The sequence below is a fragment of the Streptomyces yerevanensis genome, assembly GCF_000716805.1.
GTDB classification, from domain to species: Bacteria; Actinomycetota; Actinomycetes; order Streptomycetales; family Streptomycetaceae; genus Streptomyces; species Streptomyces flaveus.
The window spans coordinates 1-20,086 of the sequence record NZ_JNWJ01000031.1 but is presented as its reverse complement, the minus strand read 5'-3'; the positions used below and the strand labels follow the sequence as shown (position 1 = coordinate 20,086).

Annotated in this window: 18 protein-coding genes; 12 read left to right on the top strand and 6 right to left on the bottom strand. The window is 69.2% G+C overall.

Going from position 1 to position 20,086, the window contains the following annotated elements:
* The first annotated feature begins 8 nt into the window (after positions 1-8).
* The 3 genes from OP79_RS29015 (at position 9) to OP79_RS29005 (ending at position 2,551) form a co-directional block, all read left to right on the top strand.
* Positions 9-962 carry a sigma-70 family RNA polymerase sigma factor gene (locus OP79_RS29015; RefSeq protein WP_211270883.1) on the top strand — a complete coding sequence of 318 codons (954 nt, stop codon included), beginning with the start codon at positions 9-11 and terminating at the stop codon, positions 960-962.
* 155 nt (positions 963-1,117) lie between these two features.
* Complete coding sequence (locus OP79_RS29010; RefSeq protein ID WP_033324337.1) at positions 1,118-1,999, top strand: recombinase family protein; 882 nt, start codon at positions 1,118-1,120, stop codon at positions 1,997-1,999.
* Positions 2,000-2,134: 135 nt separating this feature from the next.
* Positions 2,135-2,551, top strand: a complete 417-nt coding sequence (locus tag OP79_RS29005; protein ID WP_033324336.1) for a PIN domain nuclease — start codon at positions 2,135-2,137, stop codon at positions 2,549-2,551.
* A 54-nt stretch (positions 2,552-2,605) separates the two neighbouring features.
* On the opposite strand, the gene OP79_RS29000 is transcribed toward OP79_RS29005, so the two are convergent.
* A complete protein-coding gene (locus tag OP79_RS29000; RefSeq protein ID WP_169786224.1) occupies positions 2,606-5,350 on the bottom strand; it encodes an ATP-binding protein in 2,745 nt (914 codons plus the stop codon).
* 67 nt (positions 5,351-5,417) lie between these two features.
* Between OP79_RS29000 and OP79_RS28995 the strand changes: the two genes are divergently transcribed.
* The 3 genes from OP79_RS28995 to OP79_RS28985 all read left to right on the top strand — a co-directional run bounded on the left by OP79_RS28995 (position 5,418) and on the right by OP79_RS28985 (position 8,979).
* Entirely contained in the window at positions 5,418-6,641 is a 1,224-nt protein-coding gene (locus OP79_RS28995) for a GNAT family N-acetyltransferase (RefSeq protein WP_033324334.1), read from the top strand.
* Positions 6,642-6,752: 111 nt separating this feature from the next.
* Positions 6,753-7,757, top strand: coding sequence for an aldo/keto reductase (locus OP79_RS28990; protein WP_425428622.1), 1,005 nt, complete (start codon positions 6,753-6,755; stop codon positions 7,755-7,757).
* A gap of 286 nt (positions 7,758-8,043) precedes the next feature.
* Positions 8,044-8,979: a phosphotransferase gene (locus OP79_RS28985; RefSeq protein ID WP_245685486.1), complete on the top strand. Its 936-nt coding sequence runs from the start codon at positions 8,044-8,046 to the stop codon at positions 8,977-8,979.
* 31 nt (positions 8,980-9,010) lie between these two features.
* Here OP79_RS28985 and OP79_RS28980 read toward each other — a convergent pair whose 3' ends face one another.
* On the bottom strand, positions 9,011-12,166 hold the full coding sequence (locus tag OP79_RS28980) for a Tn3 family transposase (protein WP_033324333.1): 3,156 nt from the start codon (positions 12,164-12,166) through the stop codon (positions 9,011-9,013).
* Positions 12,167-12,263: 97 nt separating this feature from the next.
* Between OP79_RS28980 and OP79_RS28975 the strand changes: the two genes are divergently transcribed.
* Positions 12,264-12,548 carry a hypothetical protein gene (locus OP79_RS28975; protein WP_033324332.1) on the top strand — a complete coding sequence of 95 codons (285 nt, stop codon included), beginning with the start codon at positions 12,264-12,266 and terminating at the stop codon, positions 12,546-12,548.
* Between the two features lie 214 nt (positions 12,549-12,762).
* Here OP79_RS28975 and OP79_RS28970 read toward each other — a convergent pair whose 3' ends face one another.
* On the bottom strand, positions 12,763-13,254 hold the full coding sequence (locus OP79_RS28970) for a GNAT family N-acetyltransferase (protein WP_245685485.1): 492 nt from the start codon (positions 13,252-13,254) through the stop codon (positions 12,763-12,765).
* 97 nt (positions 13,255-13,351) lie between these two features.
* On the opposite strand from OP79_RS28970, the gene OP79_RS28965 reads away from it, so the two are divergent.
* The gene (locus OP79_RS28965) at positions 13,352-14,272 is read left to right on the top strand and encodes a LysR family transcriptional regulator (RefSeq protein WP_033324328.1); all 921 of its coding nucleotides are present in this window, start codon (positions 13,352-13,354) and stop codon (positions 14,270-14,272) included.
* 289 nt (positions 14,273-14,561) lie between these two features.
* Here the strand turns inward: OP79_RS28965 and OP79_RS28960 are convergent, their stop codons facing one another.
* Positions 14,562-14,909 (bottom strand): nuclear transport factor 2 family protein, encoded by a 348-nt coding sequence (locus OP79_RS28960; RefSeq protein WP_033324325.1) that lies wholly within the window; start codon positions 14,907-14,909, stop codon positions 14,562-14,564.
* Positions 14,906-15,532 (bottom strand): TetR/AcrR family transcriptional regulator, encoded by a 627-nt coding sequence (locus OP79_RS28955; protein WP_033324323.1) that lies wholly within the window; start codon positions 15,530-15,532, stop codon positions 14,906-14,908. Before OP79_RS28955 ends, OP79_RS28960 begins: the two co-directional genes overlap by 4 nt.
* Before the next feature lie 623 nt (positions 15,533-16,155).
* Here OP79_RS28955 and OP79_RS28950 point away from each other — a divergent pair.
* Together OP79_RS28950 and OP79_RS28945 are read left to right on the top strand one after the other, a co-directional pair.
* Complete coding sequence (locus tag OP79_RS28950; protein WP_033324322.1) at positions 16,156-16,995, top strand: SCO4651 family lipoprotein; 840 nt, start codon at positions 16,156-16,158, stop codon at positions 16,993-16,995.
* A gap of 122 nt (positions 16,996-17,117) precedes the next feature.
* Positions 17,118-17,312, top strand: coding sequence for a hypothetical protein (locus OP79_RS28945; RefSeq protein WP_211270882.1), 195 nt, complete (start codon positions 17,118-17,120; stop codon positions 17,310-17,312).
* Positions 17,313-17,457: 145 nt separating this feature from the next.
* Here OP79_RS28945 and OP79_RS28940 read toward each other — a convergent pair whose 3' ends face one another.
* The gene (locus OP79_RS28940) at positions 17,458-17,814 is read right to left on the bottom strand and encodes a metal-sensitive transcriptional regulator (protein WP_033324320.1); all 357 of its coding nucleotides are present in this window, start codon (positions 17,812-17,814) and stop codon (positions 17,458-17,460) included.
* A gap of 248 nt (positions 17,815-18,062) precedes the next feature.
* Between OP79_RS28940 and OP79_RS28935 the strand changes: the two genes are divergently transcribed.
* Positions 18,063-18,683 carry a DUF47 domain-containing protein gene (locus tag OP79_RS28935; protein WP_033324318.1) on the top strand — a complete coding sequence of 207 codons (621 nt, stop codon included), beginning with the start codon at positions 18,063-18,065 and terminating at the stop codon, positions 18,681-18,683.
* Between the two features lie 7 nt (positions 18,684-18,690).
* Positions 18,691-19,689, top strand: a complete 999-nt coding sequence (locus OP79_RS28930; protein ID WP_033324316.1) for an inorganic phosphate transporter — start codon at positions 18,691-18,693, stop codon at positions 19,687-19,689.
* Positions 19,690-20,086: the final 397 nt, after the last annotated feature.

The following is a 20,086-nucleotide window of genomic DNA, read 5'->3' as shown; positions in this document are numbered from 1 at the left end:
TGTTCCGCGTGGACAGCACCGCCAGTGATCGCTTCGACACCAGCCGGTTCGAGGCCAGCCGGAACCGGCTGGCCTCGCTGGCGTACCGGCTGCTTGGCTCCGCCGCCGACGCGGAAGACGCCGTGCAGGATGCGTTCTTGCACTGGCAGGCTGCCGACCGGCAGCGGATGAAGGTGCCGGAAGCATGGCTGACCAAGGTCGTCACCAACCTGTGCCTCGACCGGCTCCGCTCGGCGCAGGCCCGCCGCGAACGCACCGTCGGTGCCTGGCTGCCCGAACCGCTCCTCGACGGCGACCCGATGCTCGGCCCGGCCGACACATTCGAGCAGCGTGAATCGGTCTCCCTGGCCGTGCTGACCCTCATGGAGCGTCTGTCACCGCTGGAGCGGGCCGTCTACGTCCTGCGCGAAGCGTTCTCCCACAACCACGCCGAGATCGCCGAGATCCTCGACATCACCGATTCCGCAAGCCAGCAGCACCTCCACCGGGCCCGGCGCCGCATCACTGCCGCGCGCCGCGGCGGCGGCGAAGTCGACCCGGCATCCGCCCGCAAGATCGTCGAGGAATTCCTCGCCGCTGCGACCTCGGGCCGCACCGAACGCCTGGTGGCGCTGCTCACCGACGACGCGACCGCGATCTCCGACGGTGCCGGCCTGACCGAGAAGCTGCTGCGGTACGACACTCCGCAGCGCATCGCCGCCATCGCACGGGCCGGCTTCAAGTCCACGCCCGCAAAACAGCGACTTGCCGGCGGAATCTCTGCTGTCCACTACGCGCTCGTCAACGGCGCCCCCGCCATCCTTTTCGTGCCCGACGGCAAGGTCGTCGGCGCCGTGACGTTCGACATCACAGGCGGCAAGATCGCAACCGTGCGCGGCATCGCCGCCCCCGCCCGTCTCATCCGCCTCACCGAAGCCTGGGGGCAGCACGGACCGGACACACCGCTCATCACCCAGTGGTGAGCCGACGCCGACCGCGGCCAGGCGCGGCGCCTGCGTTTCATAGGTGGTCGCTCATGAAACACCCCGCCGTCCAGAGGTCCACCTGCGGCGGTCATGTTTCATGAGTTGTTGCAAACGGCTAGACGTCTGAAACACCCTCATGAAACGCTCCGGGCGTGACCGACGACTACCTGCGCGTGGAAGCCAACACCTGCCCGATGTCGACCTGTACCGCGCCGCCCGGCTCCCCCTGCCGCACCCTGAAGGGGAAGGTGGCGATCCAGTACCACACCGCCCGCTTCCGCCTCGTGCCCTCGCTGGCGAAGGCGCTGAACGTGCCCACCCCGCCCGTGCGCAAGCCCGGCTCCGCCTGGATCGAGCTACCGCGGCCCCGCACCGCTGGCACCCAGCTGACCGGGCACGCCCGCATCGGCTACGCCCGCGCCTCCACCACCCGCCAGTCCCTCGACTCCCAGCTCGACGCCCTCGCCGAGGCCGGGGTCACCCGGGTCTTCTCTGAGAAGATCTCCACCCGCGCCCGCACGCGCCCCGAACTGGAGGCCGCCGTCGCCCTCGCCCGGGAGATGCGCACCTCCGGCGTCGCCGTCACCCTCGTCGTCCACGAGCACAAGCGGCTCGGCCGCGGCATCGAACTGGCCACCCTCGCCGAGGAGCTCAAGGCCAGCGACATCGGCCTGGAATTCCTCACCGGGGAACTGAAGGGCTCCCACGACCCCTCCGGCGTCGTCTTCACCGTGCTCGCCGCGCTGTCCGGCATGGAACGCGAGTACATCCGCGACCGCACCCTCGACGGCCACGAGTCCGCCCGCAAGCGCGGCAAGACCATCGGCGGCGCCGGGGTCACCGACCCGGACATGCTCGACACAGCCCTCCGCCTGCGCGAGCAGGGCCTGAGCCTGCGCGACATCGCCGCCAAGCTCGTCATCACCACCGGCAAGAAGAAGGGCGAGCACCCCTCACCCGCCACCGTCATGCGGATGCTCCGCGGGCACGACGAGCAGACTGCCGACGTGCCAGCCACCACCCCGGCACCATGATCAATCTCAGCGCTACTTCCTGTACCTCAACTACTCACGCCCGGAGTTCGAGGACGCGTTCGCGGAGATCCGCTCGCAGACCGGGCCGCGTAATCCGGACGGCACGCTCAAGCGTGAGGGCGGGGCCTCGGCGGCGTGAAGGGGCGCTATCTCATCGACAAGTCAGCGCTGGCTCGCCGGGGCAAGCCGGCGGTGCGGGCGAGGCTGGATGTGCTGGACCGCGACGGGCTCCTCGTGGTCTGCGCCCCGACGGAGTACGAGGTTCTTTACTCGGCTCGCGGCAAGCCCGAGGCGCTGCGACTGCGTACCCTGCTCCGCGGTTTCGACTACCTGCCCTGCAACGATCAGGAGTTCGAGCGGGCACTCGAGATCCAGGGCCTGGCGCTGAACGCCGGCTTTCACCGGGCGCTGTCGCTGGCCGACGTCCTCATCGCGGCAACCGCCGAACGGCGCCGGGCCACGGTCCTGCACTACGCCGGCGACTTCGACATGATCGCCTCGGTGAGCGGGCTCAAGGCCGAGTGGGTCGTGGAGCCCGGCGCAGCCGACTGAGCCGACGTGTGCCGATGCGGTCGGTGTTCCCATGCTGGGAAACCTGCCCCTTCGTCACCTGTCGTCGTGGCGGGACCCGGTCAGTCCTTCACGGAAGGCGATGGCCGCGGCCTCGGTGCGCGTCGCCGCGCCCAGCTTCGTCAGGATGTGGGAGACGTGCACGCCCGCCGTGCTCGGCGAGATGTGCAGTCGGGCGGCGATCTGCCGGTTGCTCAGCCCTTCGGCGATCAACCGGAGCACCTCATGCTCACGTTCCGTGAGCCCGTCCTGGGTGGGCCGCGGCCGCAGGAGCTGGGTGATCTGCCGGGCGAGCGGCGCGGCGCGCAGGTCTTCGGCCAGCCGAGCGGCCTCCCTGAGGCGGGCCGTCGCGCCGGGCCGGTCGCCCGCGGCCAGCATGGTGCGCGCGCCGTGGAACAGGCACAGCGTCAGCTCGTACGGCTGCCGCAGCTGACGCCAGGAAGCCACCGCGCGGTCCCAGCCGTCGTCCTCGATCAGCGCCCGAAGCATGGTCTGCCAGGCCCGGTCGAGCATCCCGTCCACGCCGAGCGCGGCGTCGGCCGCGGCGAGTTGGGCCTGCCGGGCCACGACCCGCTCCCGTAGTTCCCTGCCGGCGCGTGGGGACAGCCGAGCGCGCTGCGCCAGGGCGCCGGCGACCAGGACCGGCCGGGCGTCGCTGCTGTGGATCCGGGTGAGCGCCGGGTCGGTCAGTGCCCGGTCCAGGAGCAGGTCGGCCCGCTCCGGATCGCCCTGGGCGATGGCGAGCAGGCACAGCAACTGATGGCGGGAGAACAGGCTTCCGCTGTCGGAGCGCTCTACGTCTGCCGCGGCCTCGGCCGCCGCCAGGTCACCGCGCAGCAGCGACAGATAGCCGACGAGGGTGCGCAGGCCCCGCCGCGACTGCGGTGGTGCGTCCGCCCGGAGGCTCTCTTCCAGCACGGCGGTTGCCTCGTCCCACCGCCCGGCCAGGATCAGGCCGCGTCCTGCGTAGCAGGCAAGCTCGGCTCCACGGCTGCGGCCCAGCCCGTATCGGCGGGCGAGGCGGATCCCGTCGCTGGCGACCTCGATGGCGCGATGGTGGTCGCCCGCTCTGGTGTGCAGCGTGGCCTCGTACATGGGCACGGTCATGAACAGGTCGTTGCTGTCAAGCCGTTCGGCGAGCGCGCGAGCCTCGGTCAGCATTCCGAGGTCGCTGGTCATGAGTGCGACGCCCAGCAGCCCGCGGATGGTGACCGTGGCGTCATCGGTGGCCCGGCCGACGGCAAGCGCCTCCTCGAACGGCTCGCGGGCCCGGTCCACCTCGGGCAGAAGGCCCATCGCCAGTACGCCGAGCAGCCGGCCCCGCTGGGAGCTGCCGGGAGGTAGCAGCTCCAGGGCGTGTTCCCAGTCGGAGACACCGGTGGTGTTCAGCCGGTGCCGGAGCCTGCCCCGGTGCTCAAGGAGCAGAGCGGCCCGCTCGGGCTCGCGCCGCTCGTCCACTGCTGCCAGCCCGGCGCTCGCGTGCTCGATGCCGCGGGCGTAGTCGCCGCTGAGCATGCATGCCTCGGCCGCGTCGGTCAGCACGCCGATCCGGTCGGTGCCCAGCCGGACGGCCGGATCCCACAGGTCGAGCACCATGCCGAGCAGGCGGACCTGCTCGGCGTAGGCGTAGGACCTGCGTGCCTGGCCGGCGGCAAGGTAGGCGGCCGACAGCGCGAGGCCGCGATCCCCGGCGGCGTGGGCGTGCGCGGCCAGTTCCGCCGGGGCACCGCAGTCGCGCAGGGCCTCGGCGTAGCGGGCGTGCAGGCGCGCACGCTCGCCGGGCAGCAGGTCCTCGTACACCGCGTCCCGGATCAGGGCGTGGCGAAACGCATAACCGTCGTCGGCCGTGACCAGCAGGCTGCGGTCGACAAGCTCACGCAGCAGGGCATCCAGCTCGGCCCCGTCTTGCCCGGCCACCTCGGCCAGCAGGCGGTGGGCGAGCCGTCCGCCCGCCACGGAGGCGATGCGCAGCAGCTCGCGAGCTGGGCTCCGCAGCGACCGCGGGCCGTCCAGCAGCAGGTCGCGCGCGCCGTCCGGGGTCCGCTCGCCGGCGCGGGCGAGCGCCTCGACGAACAGCGGGTTGCCGTCGCTGCGTTCATGGACGCGGCCCACGGTGGCCGGGTCCGGTTCGGTGCCGAGGATGGCGGCCAGCTGGCGGCCCACGTCCAGTTCGTCGAGGCGGTCGAGCCGCAGCCGGGCGGTGCCCGGCCGGCGGGCGAGCTCCGACAGCAGCGGTCCGACTTCGGGCGGCCGGTAGGTGATCACGAGGAGCACCCCGGGCCGGGTCAGGTTCCTGGCCAGGAAGCCGAGCAGTTCGCAGGTGGCGGCGTCTGCCCAGTGCAGGTCCTCGATCGAGACGACGAGCGGCTGGCCGGCGGCCACCCGCTCGATCAGCGTCAGCACCTCCTCATACAGCAGATGCTTGCCGCCTTCGGTGTCGTCGCCCGTCTCGCCGAGCTCGGGGAACCAGCGGGCCAGCCGGCGGTAGGGGCCGGGCGTCACGCCATCGACCCGGATCAGTGCGCGCAGGACCGTCACGAACGGTGCGTACGGCAAGGCGTCACGACCCAGCTCCGCGCAGACGCCCCCGACCACCCGCACCCCCGGGTCCAGCGACCGCGCGAACTCGGCGAGCAGTCGTGACTTGCCGATCCCGGCCTCCCCGGCCACCAGCGCCACGGCCGGCCCCTGCTCGACAGCGGCGTCCAAAACCGCCGCCAGCTTTGACAACTCCTCGCTCCGGCCGACGAACACCGGACTGACCACGCGCTGCGCCACCACGGTGCCAGCATATAAATAGGGAGATCGCTCGATGTGCCGCGGCTGTTTACCCGGCCACGCTCGAAGCATGACAGCGACCTATCCGGTGCGGACCATCGCCGCCCACGAGCTCGACGCGTGGGCTCGTACGGTCACCACGACCTATGGCCAGGACTGGCAGGAGGGCGGTCTTCGGAACGCCGCATCCTCACTCGAACCCGACCGCACGATCGCCGCCTACGACGGTCAGGAGATTGTCGGCGGCGCATCGATCTACGGCCGCGTCATGACCGTCCCCGGCGGGGTCACGCCCGTCGCCGGCGTCACGCTGGTCGCGGTCCTGCCCACCCACCGGCGTCGCGGCATCCTCACCGCGATGATGCGCAAGCAGCTCACCGACCTGCACGACGAGGGCGGCGAGCCGGTCGCCGCCCTCAATGCCGCCGAAGCCACGATCTACGGCCGCTTCGGGTACGGCATCGCCAGCCACGTGGCCGAGGTCCGGGGAGACAAGAGGTTCATGGCCATGCGTCCCGGTACCGACCTCGGCGACGGGATGGTCCGCCTGCTCGGCCGAGAGGAGGCCCGGCCGTTGCTGGAGAAGGTCTACGAGGCCGTGCGCAGTACTGCGGTCGGGTGGGTCGACCGGACGGGGAAGTTCTGGGAGGCGCGGCTCGCCGACGGCGAGCGCGCACGCGACGGAGGTACGGCGCTGCGCTTCGCCGTCCATCTGGAGCCCGGCGGAGAGGCCACCGGCTATGCCGTCTACCGCTCCAAGCCGGGGTTGGTGCAGGTCATCGAGGTCGCGGCCGCCTCCCGACCGTCGTACTCCGCACTGTGGCGCTTCCTCATCGACCTCGATGCCCACATCGGCCTCGCCTATGACGGCGCTGTCGACGAACCGCTGAAGCATCTGCTGGCCGATCCGCGCGCGGCCCGCACCACAGTGACCGACAACCTTTGGGTCCGCTTGGTGGACGTCGACCGGGCGCTGACAGCACGCCGCTACTCGACTCCGCTGGATCTGGTCCTGGAGGTCCAGGACACGTTCTGCCCCTGGAACGCCGGACGCCACCACCTGTCGGCCGACGGCGACTCCGTCACGTGTGAACCCACACGGGCCAGGGCCGACCTGCGAGTGACTTCCGCGGAACTGGGCGCGGCGTTTCTGGGCGGCACCACCCTGTCGTCTTTGGCCGCCGCGGGGCGCGTCGAGGAACTGCGGCCGGGCGCTGCCACCGCCGCTTCACTCGCCTTCCGCGGCGAGCGCGCACCGTTCCACCCCTCGGGCTGGGCCTTTCCCGCCTTCTGACGGCTGTCCGGCCTCGGCCCCGCAGCCCCGGCAGCCCCGTCCCACCCCGGAAGTCCGCGACCACCACGCCGCGCCCGCACACGAAGCACGCACACGAAGGAGAACCACCGCATGGACACCCACCGCATGGACACCCACCGGCTCGGCCGCACCGAGGTCGAGGTCACACAGCTGGGCTTCGGCGGCGGCCCGCTGGGCGGCCTGTTCGAACCACTGGACGACGCCACCGCCGCCCAGGCCCTGGTCGCCGCCTGGGAGTCGGGCATCCGCTACTTCGACACCTCACCGCACTACGGCATCGGCCACTCCGAACGCCGCATCGGAGACCTGCTGCGCGGCAAGCCCCGGGCCGAGTTCACCCTGTCCACCAAGGTCGGGCGACTGCTCGTGCCGCAGGACCCGCAGGGGCGGATGGACGAATCCTTCGCCGTCCCTGCCACCCACCGCCGGGTATGGGACTTCACCCGCGACGGCATCCGCCGCAGCGTCGAGGACTCCCTCGCCCGCCTCGGCCTCGACCAGATCGACATCGTCTATCTGCACGACGCCGAGCAGCACTTCGAGGACGCGCTGCGTCACGGGTACCCCGCGCTCGCCGAACTGCGCGCCGAGGGCGTGGTCGGGGCGATCGGCGCAGGCATGTACCACCCCGGCAAGCTCACCCGCCTGGTGCGGGAGGCCGACCCTGACGCGGTGATGCTCTCTGGTCGCCACACCCTGCTGGACCACAGCGCCCTGGACGAGCTGCTGCCGGCCTGCAACGAGCGTGGGGTGTCGGTGGTGGCCGCCTCCGTCTTCAACTCCGGCCTGCTGGCCACCGACCGGCCGGCTGCGGAGGGCCGTTACGACTACGGCGCCGCAACTCCCGAGCTGCTGGAACGGGTCCACCGGATTGCCGACGTCTGCGAGGCGCACGGAGTGACGGTCCCACAGGTGGCCATGGCCTTCCCGCTGCTCCACCCCGCGGTCGCGGGCATCGCAGTCGGCATGCGTACCGAACAAGAGGTGCGTCGCAACGTCGCCGCGTTCGCCGCACCCATCCCGTCGGAACTCTGGACCGAGCTGTGTGGCGAGGGCCTGCTGGATGAACGTGCCCTGCTGCCTGCGGCCGGGTGACTCATCCTCTGGCACCCGCCACCCGCTCTGCAACGGCGAGATGCTTCAGAACCAACTCGCTGATCTCGCCGAGCAGGTGGGCGCGGACGCTGCTGACATGTGCCGGGGCGGCGGCCTTCAGCGCGGTCAGCCCGGGCCGCCGCCTGGATCGAGGACCGCTTCGGCCGGCTCGACATCCTGGTCAACAACGCCGGGATCACCGGCTCGGGCACCGCCGCGCCTGGTAAACGTGCAAGTCAGGAGGGCCGACTCAGATCGGAGTCGGCCCTCGGCTTTTAGCATCCGGATGTGGCGTCACGCGGCGCATCGAGGAAGCAGGGCTGATGCGTTCTCAAAGAAGGGCGTCTACCGTGTCACGCTGGACGACGCCACGAGCACGATCGTCTATGTCTGGAATGCCGACGAGGACTACTGGGACGGGCTGCTTCCGGACGGTCACGACGACCCGTCGAACCCGTTCGCCCACGCCTCCGGCATCGAGTTCTTCGAGGGTGCCACCCGTCGGCTGGAAGCGGTAGGAGCTCGTTCACCGCGGCTGTTGCTCGCCGACCGCAGCAGGAATCTGTACCCGGCCGACATCGCCGTCGCGGAGGACGTCCGCGGCGGAACGCTGGAGGCGCTGCTGGAACACGATCCGGACGCCGGCCGGCGAACGCTCGCGCAGCTCTCAGACATGCTGCGGCGCATGCACGCCTACCGCGCGCCGGCGTTCGGGCGGGTGGCGTGGATCGATGGTGGGGGCGCGCCGCCGGACATGACCTGCGAGCAGGCATACCTGGAGCGCACGCTGGTGAACATTGCCACCGCCGTGCCCCGCGACGTCCGCGCGGCCGAAGGCGAGGCGATACTGGAGGAGAAGCTCCGCACTCTGCACGCCGCACTCGAACCGCGCGCAGAACTGGGCGTGGTCCACGGCGAGCTCTGCGCGGAACACACCCTCGTCGGGCCGGACGGGGAGCCCGTCATCATCGACATCGAGGGCCTGATGTACACCGATATCGAAGTGGACCACTGCTGGATGCGGATGCGTTTCGGCCCGCACTACGAGGCACTCCGCAACCCAGACCTCGACCCGCGGCGCGTCAAGTACTACCAGTACGTCATGCACCTGGACTTGGTCGGCGGCCCGCTTCGCATCGCCGAGGGCGACTTCCCGAACCGGAAGTGGATGCTCGACGTCGCAGACTTCCATCTGCAGAAGGCGCTCGCCTACGAGGCATGAGCCGGCCGTAGGTCTTCGGCCGCTCGCGGCTTCACACCGGCGCGGTGGGAAACAGCGCTCCGGGGGCCAGGTCCAACCTGGTGGCTACGACTTCCTCGGGCGGGGTGAGGTCCAAGTGCCAGTCGCCGAAGCGGCGTATCGTGCGCGTGATCAGCGGGCTGACGGTAGCCAGGTCGTCGGGGTCCACGACGTGGCCCTCGGCGGCGAGGGCGTTGGCGGCATCGGTAATGTCCAGCGCGGTGGAGTAGATCGCACAGTTGGCGATCAGCTCGTTGAACTTCGCGACTCGCTCCTGGTAGTCCGGGCCGTTGTGGCCGATCAGCCGTCCGCCGATCATCAGATGCGCAGCGAAGCCGTGGAACGCCTCCGTGCGGTTGGTGACCGCGGTGATCTGGTCACGCAGCCCGGGCTCGGACAGGTACCGAAGGAGCGTCACGGTCCTGACGACCCTGCCCAATTCACGCAGCGCCTTGTAGATCCGGTTGCGCTTCGAGTGGTTGCCCAGGCGGCGCAGCAGCGTCACCGAGGACAGCCGGCCCTCCCGGATCGAGATCCCGGTGCGCAGCAGATCCTTCCAGTGGCGTTCGATGAGGGCCCAGTCGATGACGTTGTCGTCGAACAGGGAGTCGATGTGTTTGTACCGCACCTTGGCGTCCGGCCGGTAGAAGTTCAGGTCGTGCCAGTTGCGTATGCGGGGAAGGAGGTCGAATCCGAGGAGCGCGGCCAGGCCGAAGACCGGCAGCGAAGCCCCTTGCGTGTCGGCGTGGATGGTGTCGGGCTGGATGTCGGAGACGTTGGACAGCAGCGAGTCCAGCAAGTACACGGCCTCCCACACTCCGCACGGGATGAAGTGGGAGAACAGCGCGATGTAGTTGTCGGACACCAGGCGGAACGCCAGAGCCCCGAACCCGCCGTATCTGACGTGGGACTCGGCCCGCAGACTGTCTTCCCAGGTGTCGATCTGCGAGCCGTCGGTGGCCGCGGTCGACCCGTCGCCCCACATCGCGGCGACATCCAGCCTCGCGAAGGCGTTGACCACGTCCGCCGATGCCTTGTAGATCTTGTCCGGGGTGGTGTGCTTGTTCCCGGCCGTGTAGATCTCGTGGGCGCTGACCCCGCGCATGTGCCGGGCGACCTCGGTCGGCCCGAGGTTCCCTCCGTAGGCGAACGCGGTCACCACGTACCGGCCCAAGGTGTCTCGGATCTTCGGATCGGAACCGGAGGCCGGGCCGAAATGCCGCGGCCAGCCTGTCAGGTGGGCAGTGCGGGCCAGGATGTCCAGCAGCGCGCGGTCGGGCAGCCGGTCCAGCACTGCGGCCTCCAGCGCGATCGCCGCCGGCCGCCGCTCGGCGCCCTTGCGCCGCGCCAGCACCGGACGTCCGCCCTCCAGTCGCAAGTCCGTGTTGGCCGGGTAGCCGGCATCGACCTCCGTGGCCGTCTTCGTCAGCAGCGCCCGGTAGTGCGCCGCCAGCGCCTTCGCGTCGGTCGGAATACCGGCCTGGGTGCAGAACTCTGCGACCTTGTCCTCGCACTCCTCCCAGCTCATCAACTGGGCGTGCAGGTTGGCGTAGGAGTCCGAACCGACCACCGCGATGTCCCCGGACCGCAGTTCGGCGGCCAGATGGGAGAACACGCACACCTCAAGGTGCCGGCGGGCCAGCATCCCCGGACGCCGCCGATCTCGCAGCGTGCGCCTCCACAAGAGCCCTGCGAAGGCGTCAACGTCGACCGTCAGGACCACGTCCCTGCCATCGCGCTTGACGGTGACGCTCTCCTCGATCCACTCCGTGCGCCGGTCCAGATCCCGGTTGGCCTTGACGAACTCCAGCGCCTCCAGCACCGACCGCTCCGCAGACGTCGCCTCCAGCTCGATCGCGTCCACCAGCGTGAACAGCACCGCCCGGTGCGACTTGTAGTACTGCTCGCACAGCGGCAGGTAGTTGTTGCCGTGGTGCGCGGCCACCGCCTCGTGCGACGCAGTCAGCGCCGCGATGCCTCCGCCGGCCGTCAGCGCCGCCAAGACCATCTCCCCAGTCCGCGCCGCTGCGGACCTCCCGTCCTCGGCTGCGGGTTCTGCGGGTTCAACCGCGCCGTCGACGGTGCCGCTGCCGGTCGCATCGATCGTCGCGGTGCCGGTGTCCTTCTCGGCGTCGGGCTCGTTCGCCGTGTCGGCCGGTTCGGCAGCCTCGCGCACCGCGGCCAGAACATCGCCGAACACCTCCAGCAGCCGCTCGGACTCAGCGCGGTGCTCCTCACGCAGCGCCTCCAGCCGGGCCCGGCCCTTCTTGTGGATGACCGCCATACGCTTGCAGAACATCTCGGTCACCTCGTCCCGAGCCGAGGTGCGCAGCACGTGGATGAAGCTGGCCAGCAGCGCGAACCGCTTCTCATCGCCGATCTTGGCGAAGTCCGCGACGTCGGTGACCCGCGCCTCGCCAGCGAAGTGCGAGATCTTGCCCGGCGGGACCCCTTGCAACCATGCGCCGGTCGGCCCGAGCGCGTCCAGGTCGGCAAGATGCGCCAGGCGGACCTTGAACTTGCCGATCGTCGCGGCCTTCGCCGGGTCCTTCAGCCGGTCGAACCGGCTACGCCGACTGGACGGGTCCACCACCAGCAGCTCGGCCAGCCTCGCGCGCTGCCCCGGAGTGATCCGGCCGGCGACAGTGGCGAACACGTCCCGGTTCACCTCGGCGCGGATCTTGGCCACCATCCGGTCCAGCGTGGTGTATCCGGGCAGCTCCCGACCGGATTCCAGCAACTCCTCCAACGCTACGTTGATCAGGTCAGCCGGGTTGTCCTTCGTGACTGCTGCCGCTCGGATCGCCGTATCGGCGATGCCGCGCACATCCGCCGCGTCGTACTTCACCCCCAGGCGCTCGCGCACGTAGTCGCGATACCGCGCAGCCGACCGCACCGCTTCCACCCCGACCGCCACACTGTCCGGCAGTCCCAGCGCGGTACGTATGTGACCGGCCACCACGTCGGGAACCTCGTCCAGGCCAGGGAAATAGCGCATCCGCTGAAAGCACTTCAGCCATATCACCAGCACGAGGAAGGTCTGGTCAGCGGTCGTCTTCCCTCGCGCCCAGCCGACCTCGTCCACCGTGGGGGTGAACGACTCGACCAGCTCCCGCGCCGTGACGGTTCCGCGGAACTTCGGGTAGGCGGTGCGGTCGATCGAAGCCAACACACACCTCGAAGATCACGGGGGCCAGGATGACGGAATCCTAACGATCCCTATCAAGGCAACCCGCGCTGGCCTCTACCAGCGGTGAAACAAGGACGTGGCACGTTTCGCTCGTATTCCAGCCCCACCCCTCGAAGGACAGGAGACCGCCCGCAAGAACGGCAAGGCCATCGGTGGCGTCAAGGTCTCCGACGACGACATGCTCGCCACCGCACTCCGACTGCGCGACCAGGAACACCTGTCCCTGCGCGAGATCGCATCCCGCCTCGTCATCCGCACCGGCAAGAAGCGCGGCCAGCACCCAGCCCCGGCCACCGTCATGCGCATGCTGCGCGAACACGACGAACAGACAGTCACAGCCACTCTGGAGCCCACAGCCTGACCTGGGGCTCAGCCCTTAGCGTTGTTTTTTCGGCGAGAACTACTGGGACCCCTCCCCAGAGCGTCAGCGGGAGCCTGGTGGTGGCGTCGACAAGGAGGGTGCCGTAGGTGGCAGATCTTTGAGCCACGACTTGTGGATGGATCAGCTGACGTGTTGGTGAAGACGACCGTGACGCGAGGCAGATTCCGGGCGCGAGGCAGTGCCGCCGGGAGGATCACTTCAGTTCCATGAGGATGTCGGCGCGTGCGTAATAGTCGGCCACTGGGAGACGGTCGCGGGTGATCCTGACGAACCCCGCGTCCTCGTAGAGGTGAATGGCGGGGGCCAGCTTGGTGTTCGTCCCGAGGAACAGCCGGGCCCCACCGAGTGCCTGGGCGCGGTCGATCGCTGCGGCTACGAGTTGGCGGCCGATGCCGCGTCCTTGCGCGGCGGGGGCCACGGCCATCTTCGCCAGCTCGAACACGGCGTCCGGATAAGCCAGAAGTGCGATGCACCCGACTGCAGTGTCGCTGCCCGGCTCACGGGCCACCAGCACGTCGCCGCCCGGGCCCATGATGCGGCCGAACGGATCCCCGAGAACAACCCGGTCCTCTTCCTGCAGGGTGAACAGGCGCGAGATCCACTCCTCGTTCAGTGCGTAGAAGGCGTCGGCGTCACTCTGTGAGCGGATCGAGGAGACCATGGCCGGGGCAGGGGCGTGCGGCATGAGACGGGTTTCCTTTCTGATGTGGCTCCCCGTAGCCTCTGTGCCGCTCACTCATATGTCCAATACAAGGCCTAGCCTCAATCAATAAGCTCAAACTATGGATCAGCGAATCGAGCTCCGCCATCTGCGGTACTTCCTGGCTCTGGCCGAGGAACTGCACTTCGGCCGCGCCGCCCAGCGTCTACACATCGCTCAGCCCGCCCTGTCCCAGCAGATCAGACAGCTTGAGAAACTCGTCGGCGTTGAACTGTTCCGGCGGACCTCCCGAAGCGTCCGCCTCACAGAGGCGGGCGCGGCGTTCCGGCCAAGGGCCCGGAACCTTCTGGACCGCCTGGCGGCCGACCTCGACGAGGCCGGCCGCGTGGGCCGCGGCGAGGCCGGCCGCCTGGACGTCGCCTTCATCACCTCCGCCACCGCGACCGTCAGCGAACACCTCCGTGAATTCTCCCGCCGTCGACCGGATGTCCAGGTCAAACTGCACGACGGCTTCACCACCGACGTCCTGGCCGCCCTGGAGCGGGGCACCGCCGACGTCGGGATCGTGCGGGACGCTGAGGAGCGAGACGACATCGACCTTTCCCTACTGACATCGGAACGGTTCGTCGCCGTCATCCCCACCGAGCACCCCGCCGCAACGGGTGACCACGTGGAAGCAAAGGCGCTGGCCGAAGACCCGCTGATCCTGTTTCCGCGCTCAGCGGGAACTCACGCGTTCGACATGAACACGCAGCCGTTGCGGAACGCCGGCATCGACGTCCAGGTCGCGCAGGAGTGCTCGAACTGGCACACCATCATCATGTTCGTCGCGGCCGGCCTCGGCGTCAGCATCGCCCCCTACAGCGTCACGACGCTGCTCCCCGCAGGTGCCCGAAGGCTCGAACTCGACGGGCCTCCTACAGTGAGCCGGATCTTCATGGCCACCCGCCGAGGAGACGACCGTCCCCTCCTGCAAGCCTTCATGGCAGCATCTGAGTCCATGACAGGCCGTAACCACGACCGGACGACGACAGCACGTTGACCTGCGGAGCAATCGCCTCCAAGCAAGGACCACTTGAAGGCGTACCACGCCTAGCCTCATCCGCCGCGCCCGGAGCACCCGCCGCTGCAACAACAGCCCAAGCCGACCACCCCGAAACCGCCCCTATCCGCGCAGTCCCTTACCTGGAGCGACTTCGTGTCGCACACTGAGCGCGCCAGTTGGCCCGTGTGGCCGACATGCGTGCTCAGACACTCGTTCGACAGTGCCCGGCTGCCGAAGTCGCCGAGCAGTGCCCACAGGTGGTTGCGCGGCCGGTCGGCCGAAGTCGTCAGGCGGGGAGGAAGAATCCGGTCACATCGGCGAGGAGGCCATCCCGGTGCACCGCGCTGCTCACGCCCGTCATGAACGACTCGCCGTCCGGCCCGACCTGGGTCCAGCGGGCGAGTGACCGGTCGTGGTGGTCAAGGACTTCGTCGATGCGGAAGCGATGTCCGGGAAACGCCCCGGCGAAGCCGCCCATGTACGCGTCGAGTTCGGCCAGGCCGCCGACCTCGGTCCCCGGGTCCCGGTAGGTGACGTCGTCGACCGCGACCGCGCCGAGCGCGGTGAGCCGCCTCGAGGGGTCGGCCGACCAGCACGCGGCGTAGTTGTCCCAGAGCTGCTGTTGGTCACTCATCGCTGTTCCTCTTCGTTGGCTTGCTTGACTGTGGCTTTCCTGGCACAGATCAATGCCAGGGCTCCGTCGGTGATGGTGTGCAGTTTGGCGGCGCCTGTACCGGACCGGACGAGCACCAGTAGGCCCTGGTAGAGCGCCAGGAGCTGGGCGGCCGACTCCTCGACGTCGAGTTCTGCGGGCAGTAGCCGCTGGGCCCGGGCGCGCGTCAACGCGTCGGCGAAGCCGGACTCGATCGTCTCCAGCCCCCGGCGCACACCTGGCGTCACGTGCGGGACGGAGAACGACTCCACCGCGGTGTTGGTGAGCAGGCACCCCGGATCGGGTTCGGGTCCGATGCCGGTGTCGAACGCCGAGGTGAAGAACGAGCGGATGCCGGCCACGGGGTCCTCCGCGTCCCGCAGGTGAACGCGAACCCTGCCCTCCACCACACGCTCGTTGTAGGCATCCAGCGCGGCACTGAACAGGCCCTCCTTGCTGCCGAACGCCCGGTACAGGCTGCCCGGGTGCATTCCGGTCGCCTCTTCGAGGTCGCGCAGCGAGGCGCCGAGGTATCCACGACGACGGAACAGACGCATAGCGGAGGCCAGCACCTCGTCCTGGTCCCAGACCTGCTTGCGGCCCATCAACGCTCCTTGTAGTTGAACGATCGCTCACAAACTAGCACACCGGTACCTTCAGTGGACCGGAAGGACCTGAGAGGGCATTTCCAAGGGCAGCGGGCCATCGATGACGTTCTGCACGGCGCTGACGAGTCGGCGAAGGCATGGCATGCCCGCTTCAGGAACAGGCACTTAAGGGCGCGAGGCTGTGTCGATTTGCGGCTCCGCCGCGTGGGCTCGACCAGCCACGACGCACCCGCAGCCGCGACACGACGTGTCAACCCCACCCCCTGGCGGGGGGCCTGGGGGCGCAGCCCTCAGTTTCGGGAAGGGGCGGGCTTGTTCGGGGCCCTAATGGGACGCGGTCGCGTGGTCCTCTGCATCTCTGCGTGCCAGGCTTCGTGCCCGTCGTGCTGGGCCCCGCCAGCCACAGATGCAGCGGGCCACGCAGAAGCGGCCCTGATCGACCGTTGTCGTGCGGTGTTCCGGAGGGTCGGCCTCGGCCTGCTCTGCCACGTTCACCACCGTACAGAGTCTGAGTAAACGTTTACGCAAGGCGTGTCGCGGCGTGACGGCGCCCCTGACGCGTCGTTAAGGGCAACGACAGGAGGCGCGCGAAGGACGGCCCGGCTGGGGGTAGGCAGGCGATGGTGGAGCGGCAGCACAAGCGAGGGGGCGGGGCGGTCGCCCTGGCCGCCGTGGCGGCGGGGCTGATGGTGTGCGCCACCGGATGCTCGGGCAGCGGAGCCGCCGCCGAGGACACGCGCGTCGCCACCGCCCCGGTCGAGGTGCTGCGGCAGGCCTCCAAAAACCTGGTGCAGGCGGGCAGTTCCAAGGCGCATACGTCGATGGAGATGGCCACCGGCGGCACCCGCGTGACCATCCGCGGCAAGGGCGTCTACGACTACCGGCGGCAGGTCGGCCGCCTGAAGGTGCGCCTCCCCCAGGACCCGGCCGGCACCGCCGGGCACCGCCCGATCACCGAACTCCTCGCACCCGGCGCCCTCTACATGAAGAACCGCGGAGCCGGAGTGCCCGCCGACAAATGGGTCCGCGTCGACACGGCCGCCCTCTCCGACGGCAACCTCGTCACCGGCGGCGCCACCGATCCATTCGCCGCCGCCGAACTGCTGCGGGGCACGCGCAAGGCGACGTACGTGGGGAGAGCGAGCGTCGCGGGCACACCCGTACGGCACTACCGCGGGACCGCCGACCTCGGCGAGGCAGCGGAGCGGGCCTCGGACGGCAACCGCGGACCCCTGCGGGCGGCGGCAAAGGGGTTCGCCACGGCCGACGTCCCCTTCGACGCCTACCTCGACGAACAGGGACGCATCCGGAAGCTCCGGCACCGCTTCAGCTTTGTGAACGGGCAGCAGGAGGATACGGTCGCGGTCGCCTCGACGATGCTGCTGTACGACTTCGGGGCCCCCGTAGACGTACGGCTGCCGGAGGCCGGGGACATCTACGCGGGAAAGATCGCCGAGTAGCCGGAGCCCGTGCGGAGCCCCGGACGGCCGGAATGTGCGGGGCCGGAAATGGTCCGTTGGTGCCATGCGCCGTGTGTAGGCCGCTCCCTACTCTAGGAAGTCGGTGACGGCAGGAAGAGGTGATGCACGTGGCTCCGGCGCGCGGTACGGCAGTTCAGGACCACGTGGCCCTCGCCGAGATCGAGCTGTGCGGCGACCTGATCATCGCGGCCTCGGCCGCCCGCGAGGACCGGCTCAGCCCCGACCGCATCGACGAGGTGCTGAAGCTGGCCGAGGAACGCTTCCTCGAGGAATACGGCGCGGACGCCGACGAATAGCCTCCGGCGTGGCGGGGACTTGGTCGCGCCGCCGGTCCGAGCAGCGCAAGCACGATGCCGCGGCGCTCGAGGCGGGCGCGGACCGCGCGCCTCGTCCCGGTCCGCCCGCCCCCGGGTAACGGTCACCCACGCTCGCCCCGGAGGGTCACGTACGCAACAGCCGCCCGATCGCCTTCGTCGCCTCCTCCACCTTGGCGTCGATCTCCGCGCCACCCTTGACGGCCGCGTCCGCGACGCAGTGGCGGAGGTGCTCCTCGAGGAGCTGGAGGGCGAAGGACTGGAGGGCCTTCGTGGAGGCGGAGACCTGGGTGAGTATGTCGATGCAGTAGACGTCCTCGTCGACCATCCGCTGCAGTCCGCGGATCTGGCCCTCGATCCGGCGCAGGCGCTTGAGGTGCTCGTCCTTCTGCTTGTGGTAGCCGTGGATCCCGCGGTCGTGGTCGGTCACCACGTCCGGTGCGCCCTCGGAGGGCGCGGTTTCTCCGGCCTCGGTGGTCGTCATCGCGTCCTCCTGCTGCTCGCTCCGGCGAACCTGTCCGGTCCGTCGGTTACGTATACCCCTGCTGGGTATATCGTAACGAATTTTGCTGGGTATAGGGCCCTTGGCCGATACCCCCGGTGGACCACCCAATGGACCCTGTGCGGAGCACTTTGCCTCATGAGTGACACTGGAGGACGGCCCGTTCCCCGTGGCCGGCTGATGCACCTAGCATCAGCCTGGCCGAAACCGAAGCAATCCGAGGACCCCACGTGCGATTTCGTCTGACCCCCAGGGAGACGAGCTTCTACGACATGTTCGCCGCCTCCGCGGACAACATCGTCACGGGCTCCAAGCTCCTGATGGAACTGCTCGGGGCCGACGCCCCCGGCCGGGCCGAGATCGCCGAGCGTATGCGGGCCGCGGAACATGCCGGTGACGATGCCACACACGCGATCTTCCACCAGTTGAACTCCTCGTTCATCACGCCGTTCGACCGCGAGGACATCTACAAACTCGCATCGAACCTCGACGACATCATGGACTTCATGGAGGAGGCCGTCGACCTGGTCGTCCTCTACAACGTCGAGGAGCTTCCGAAGGGCGTGGACCAGCAGATCGAGGTACTGGCGCGGGCGGCCGAACTGACGGCCGAAGCCATGCCGAATCTGCGCACGATGGACAACCTCACCGAGTACTGGATCGAGGTCAACCGCCTGGAGAACCAGGCCGACCAGATCCACAGAAAGCTTCTTGCGCACCTGTTCAACGGCAAGTACGACGCCATCGAGGTGCTCAAGCTCAAGCAGATCGTGGATGTGCTTGAGGAAGCGGCGGACGCGTTCGAGCACGTGGCGAACACGGTGGAGACCATCGCCGTCAAGGAGTCCTGACCTCTCCATGGACACCTTCGCTCTGGTCGTGACCATCGGGGTCGCGCTCTTCTTCACGTACACCAACGGCTTTCACGATTCGGCGAACGCGATCGCGACGTCCGTGTCGACGCGGGCGCTGACACCGAAGGCCGCACTCGCGATGGCCGCGGTGATGAACCTCGTGGGTGCCTTTCTGGGCAGCGGGGTCGCCAAGACGGTCAGCGAGGGGCTGATCTCCACGCCTGAGGGCTCGAAGGGGATGGGGATCCTCTTCGCGGCGCTCGTCGGCGCGATCACCTGGAACCTGATCACCTGGTACTTCGGCCTGCCGTCCTCGTCTTCCCACGCGCTGTTCGGTGGCATGGTCGGTGCGGCTCTGGCAGGCGGTACGACCGTCTACTGGTCCGGTGTGCTGGAGAAGATAGTCATCCCTATGTTCGTCTCGCCGCTGGTCGGTCTGGTCGTGGGCTATCTGGTGATGACCGCGATCATGTGGATATTCCGCCACTCGAATCCCCACAAGGCGAAGCGCGGTTTCCGTATAGCGCAGACGGTGTCGGCGGCGGGGATGGCACTCGGGCACGGCCTCCAGGACGCGCAGAAGACGATGGGCATCGTGGTGATGGCGCTGGTCATCGCGGATGTCGAGGACTACGGCGATCCGATACCGGTGTGGGTGAAGGTGGCCTGCGCGGTGATGCTGTCGTTGGGTACGTACGCGGGGGGCTGGCGCATCATGCGGACGCTCGGCCGCAAGATCATCGAGCTCGATCCGCCTCAGGGTTTCGCCGCGGAGACGACCGGAGCGTCGATCATGTTCGTCACGGCCTTCCTCTTCAAGGCGCCCATCTCCACGACCCACATCATCACGTCGGCGATCATGGGTGTGGGTGCGACGAAGCGGGTGAATGCCGTGCGCTGGGGGGTTGCCAAGAACATCGTTCTCGGCTGGTTCATCACGATGCCGGCGGCGGCGCTGGTCGCTGCGCTGAGCTTCTGGGTTGTGAACCTGGCGTTTCTGTAGACGGGGTTTCCTCGCCCCCGCCGCCCCTACCCGTCCCATCCCGGGGGCTGCGCCCCGGACCCCCGCCAGGGGGTGGGGGTGACACGTCGTGTCGCGGCCGCGGGTGCGTCGTGGCTGGTCGCGCCCACGCGGCGGAGCCGCAAATCGATACAGCCCCGCGCCCCTAAAAGCAAAAGCCTGCGGCTTCCCTCGCCCCGAACAGGCCCGCACCCCTGAAGGGCCGCGCCCCGGGAAAGCCCGTACCCCCAACTGCCCGCAGCTTCCCTCCGGCGGGAGGGGGCGTGGGCCGGTGCGTCGTATGCCCGTCGCGTAGCTTCGGTCTCGGAGAACCCGCACCCTGTACCAGCCCAGGGCCGTATGCCCGCCCTGCGACGGGCTGACGCACCGGCCCACGACC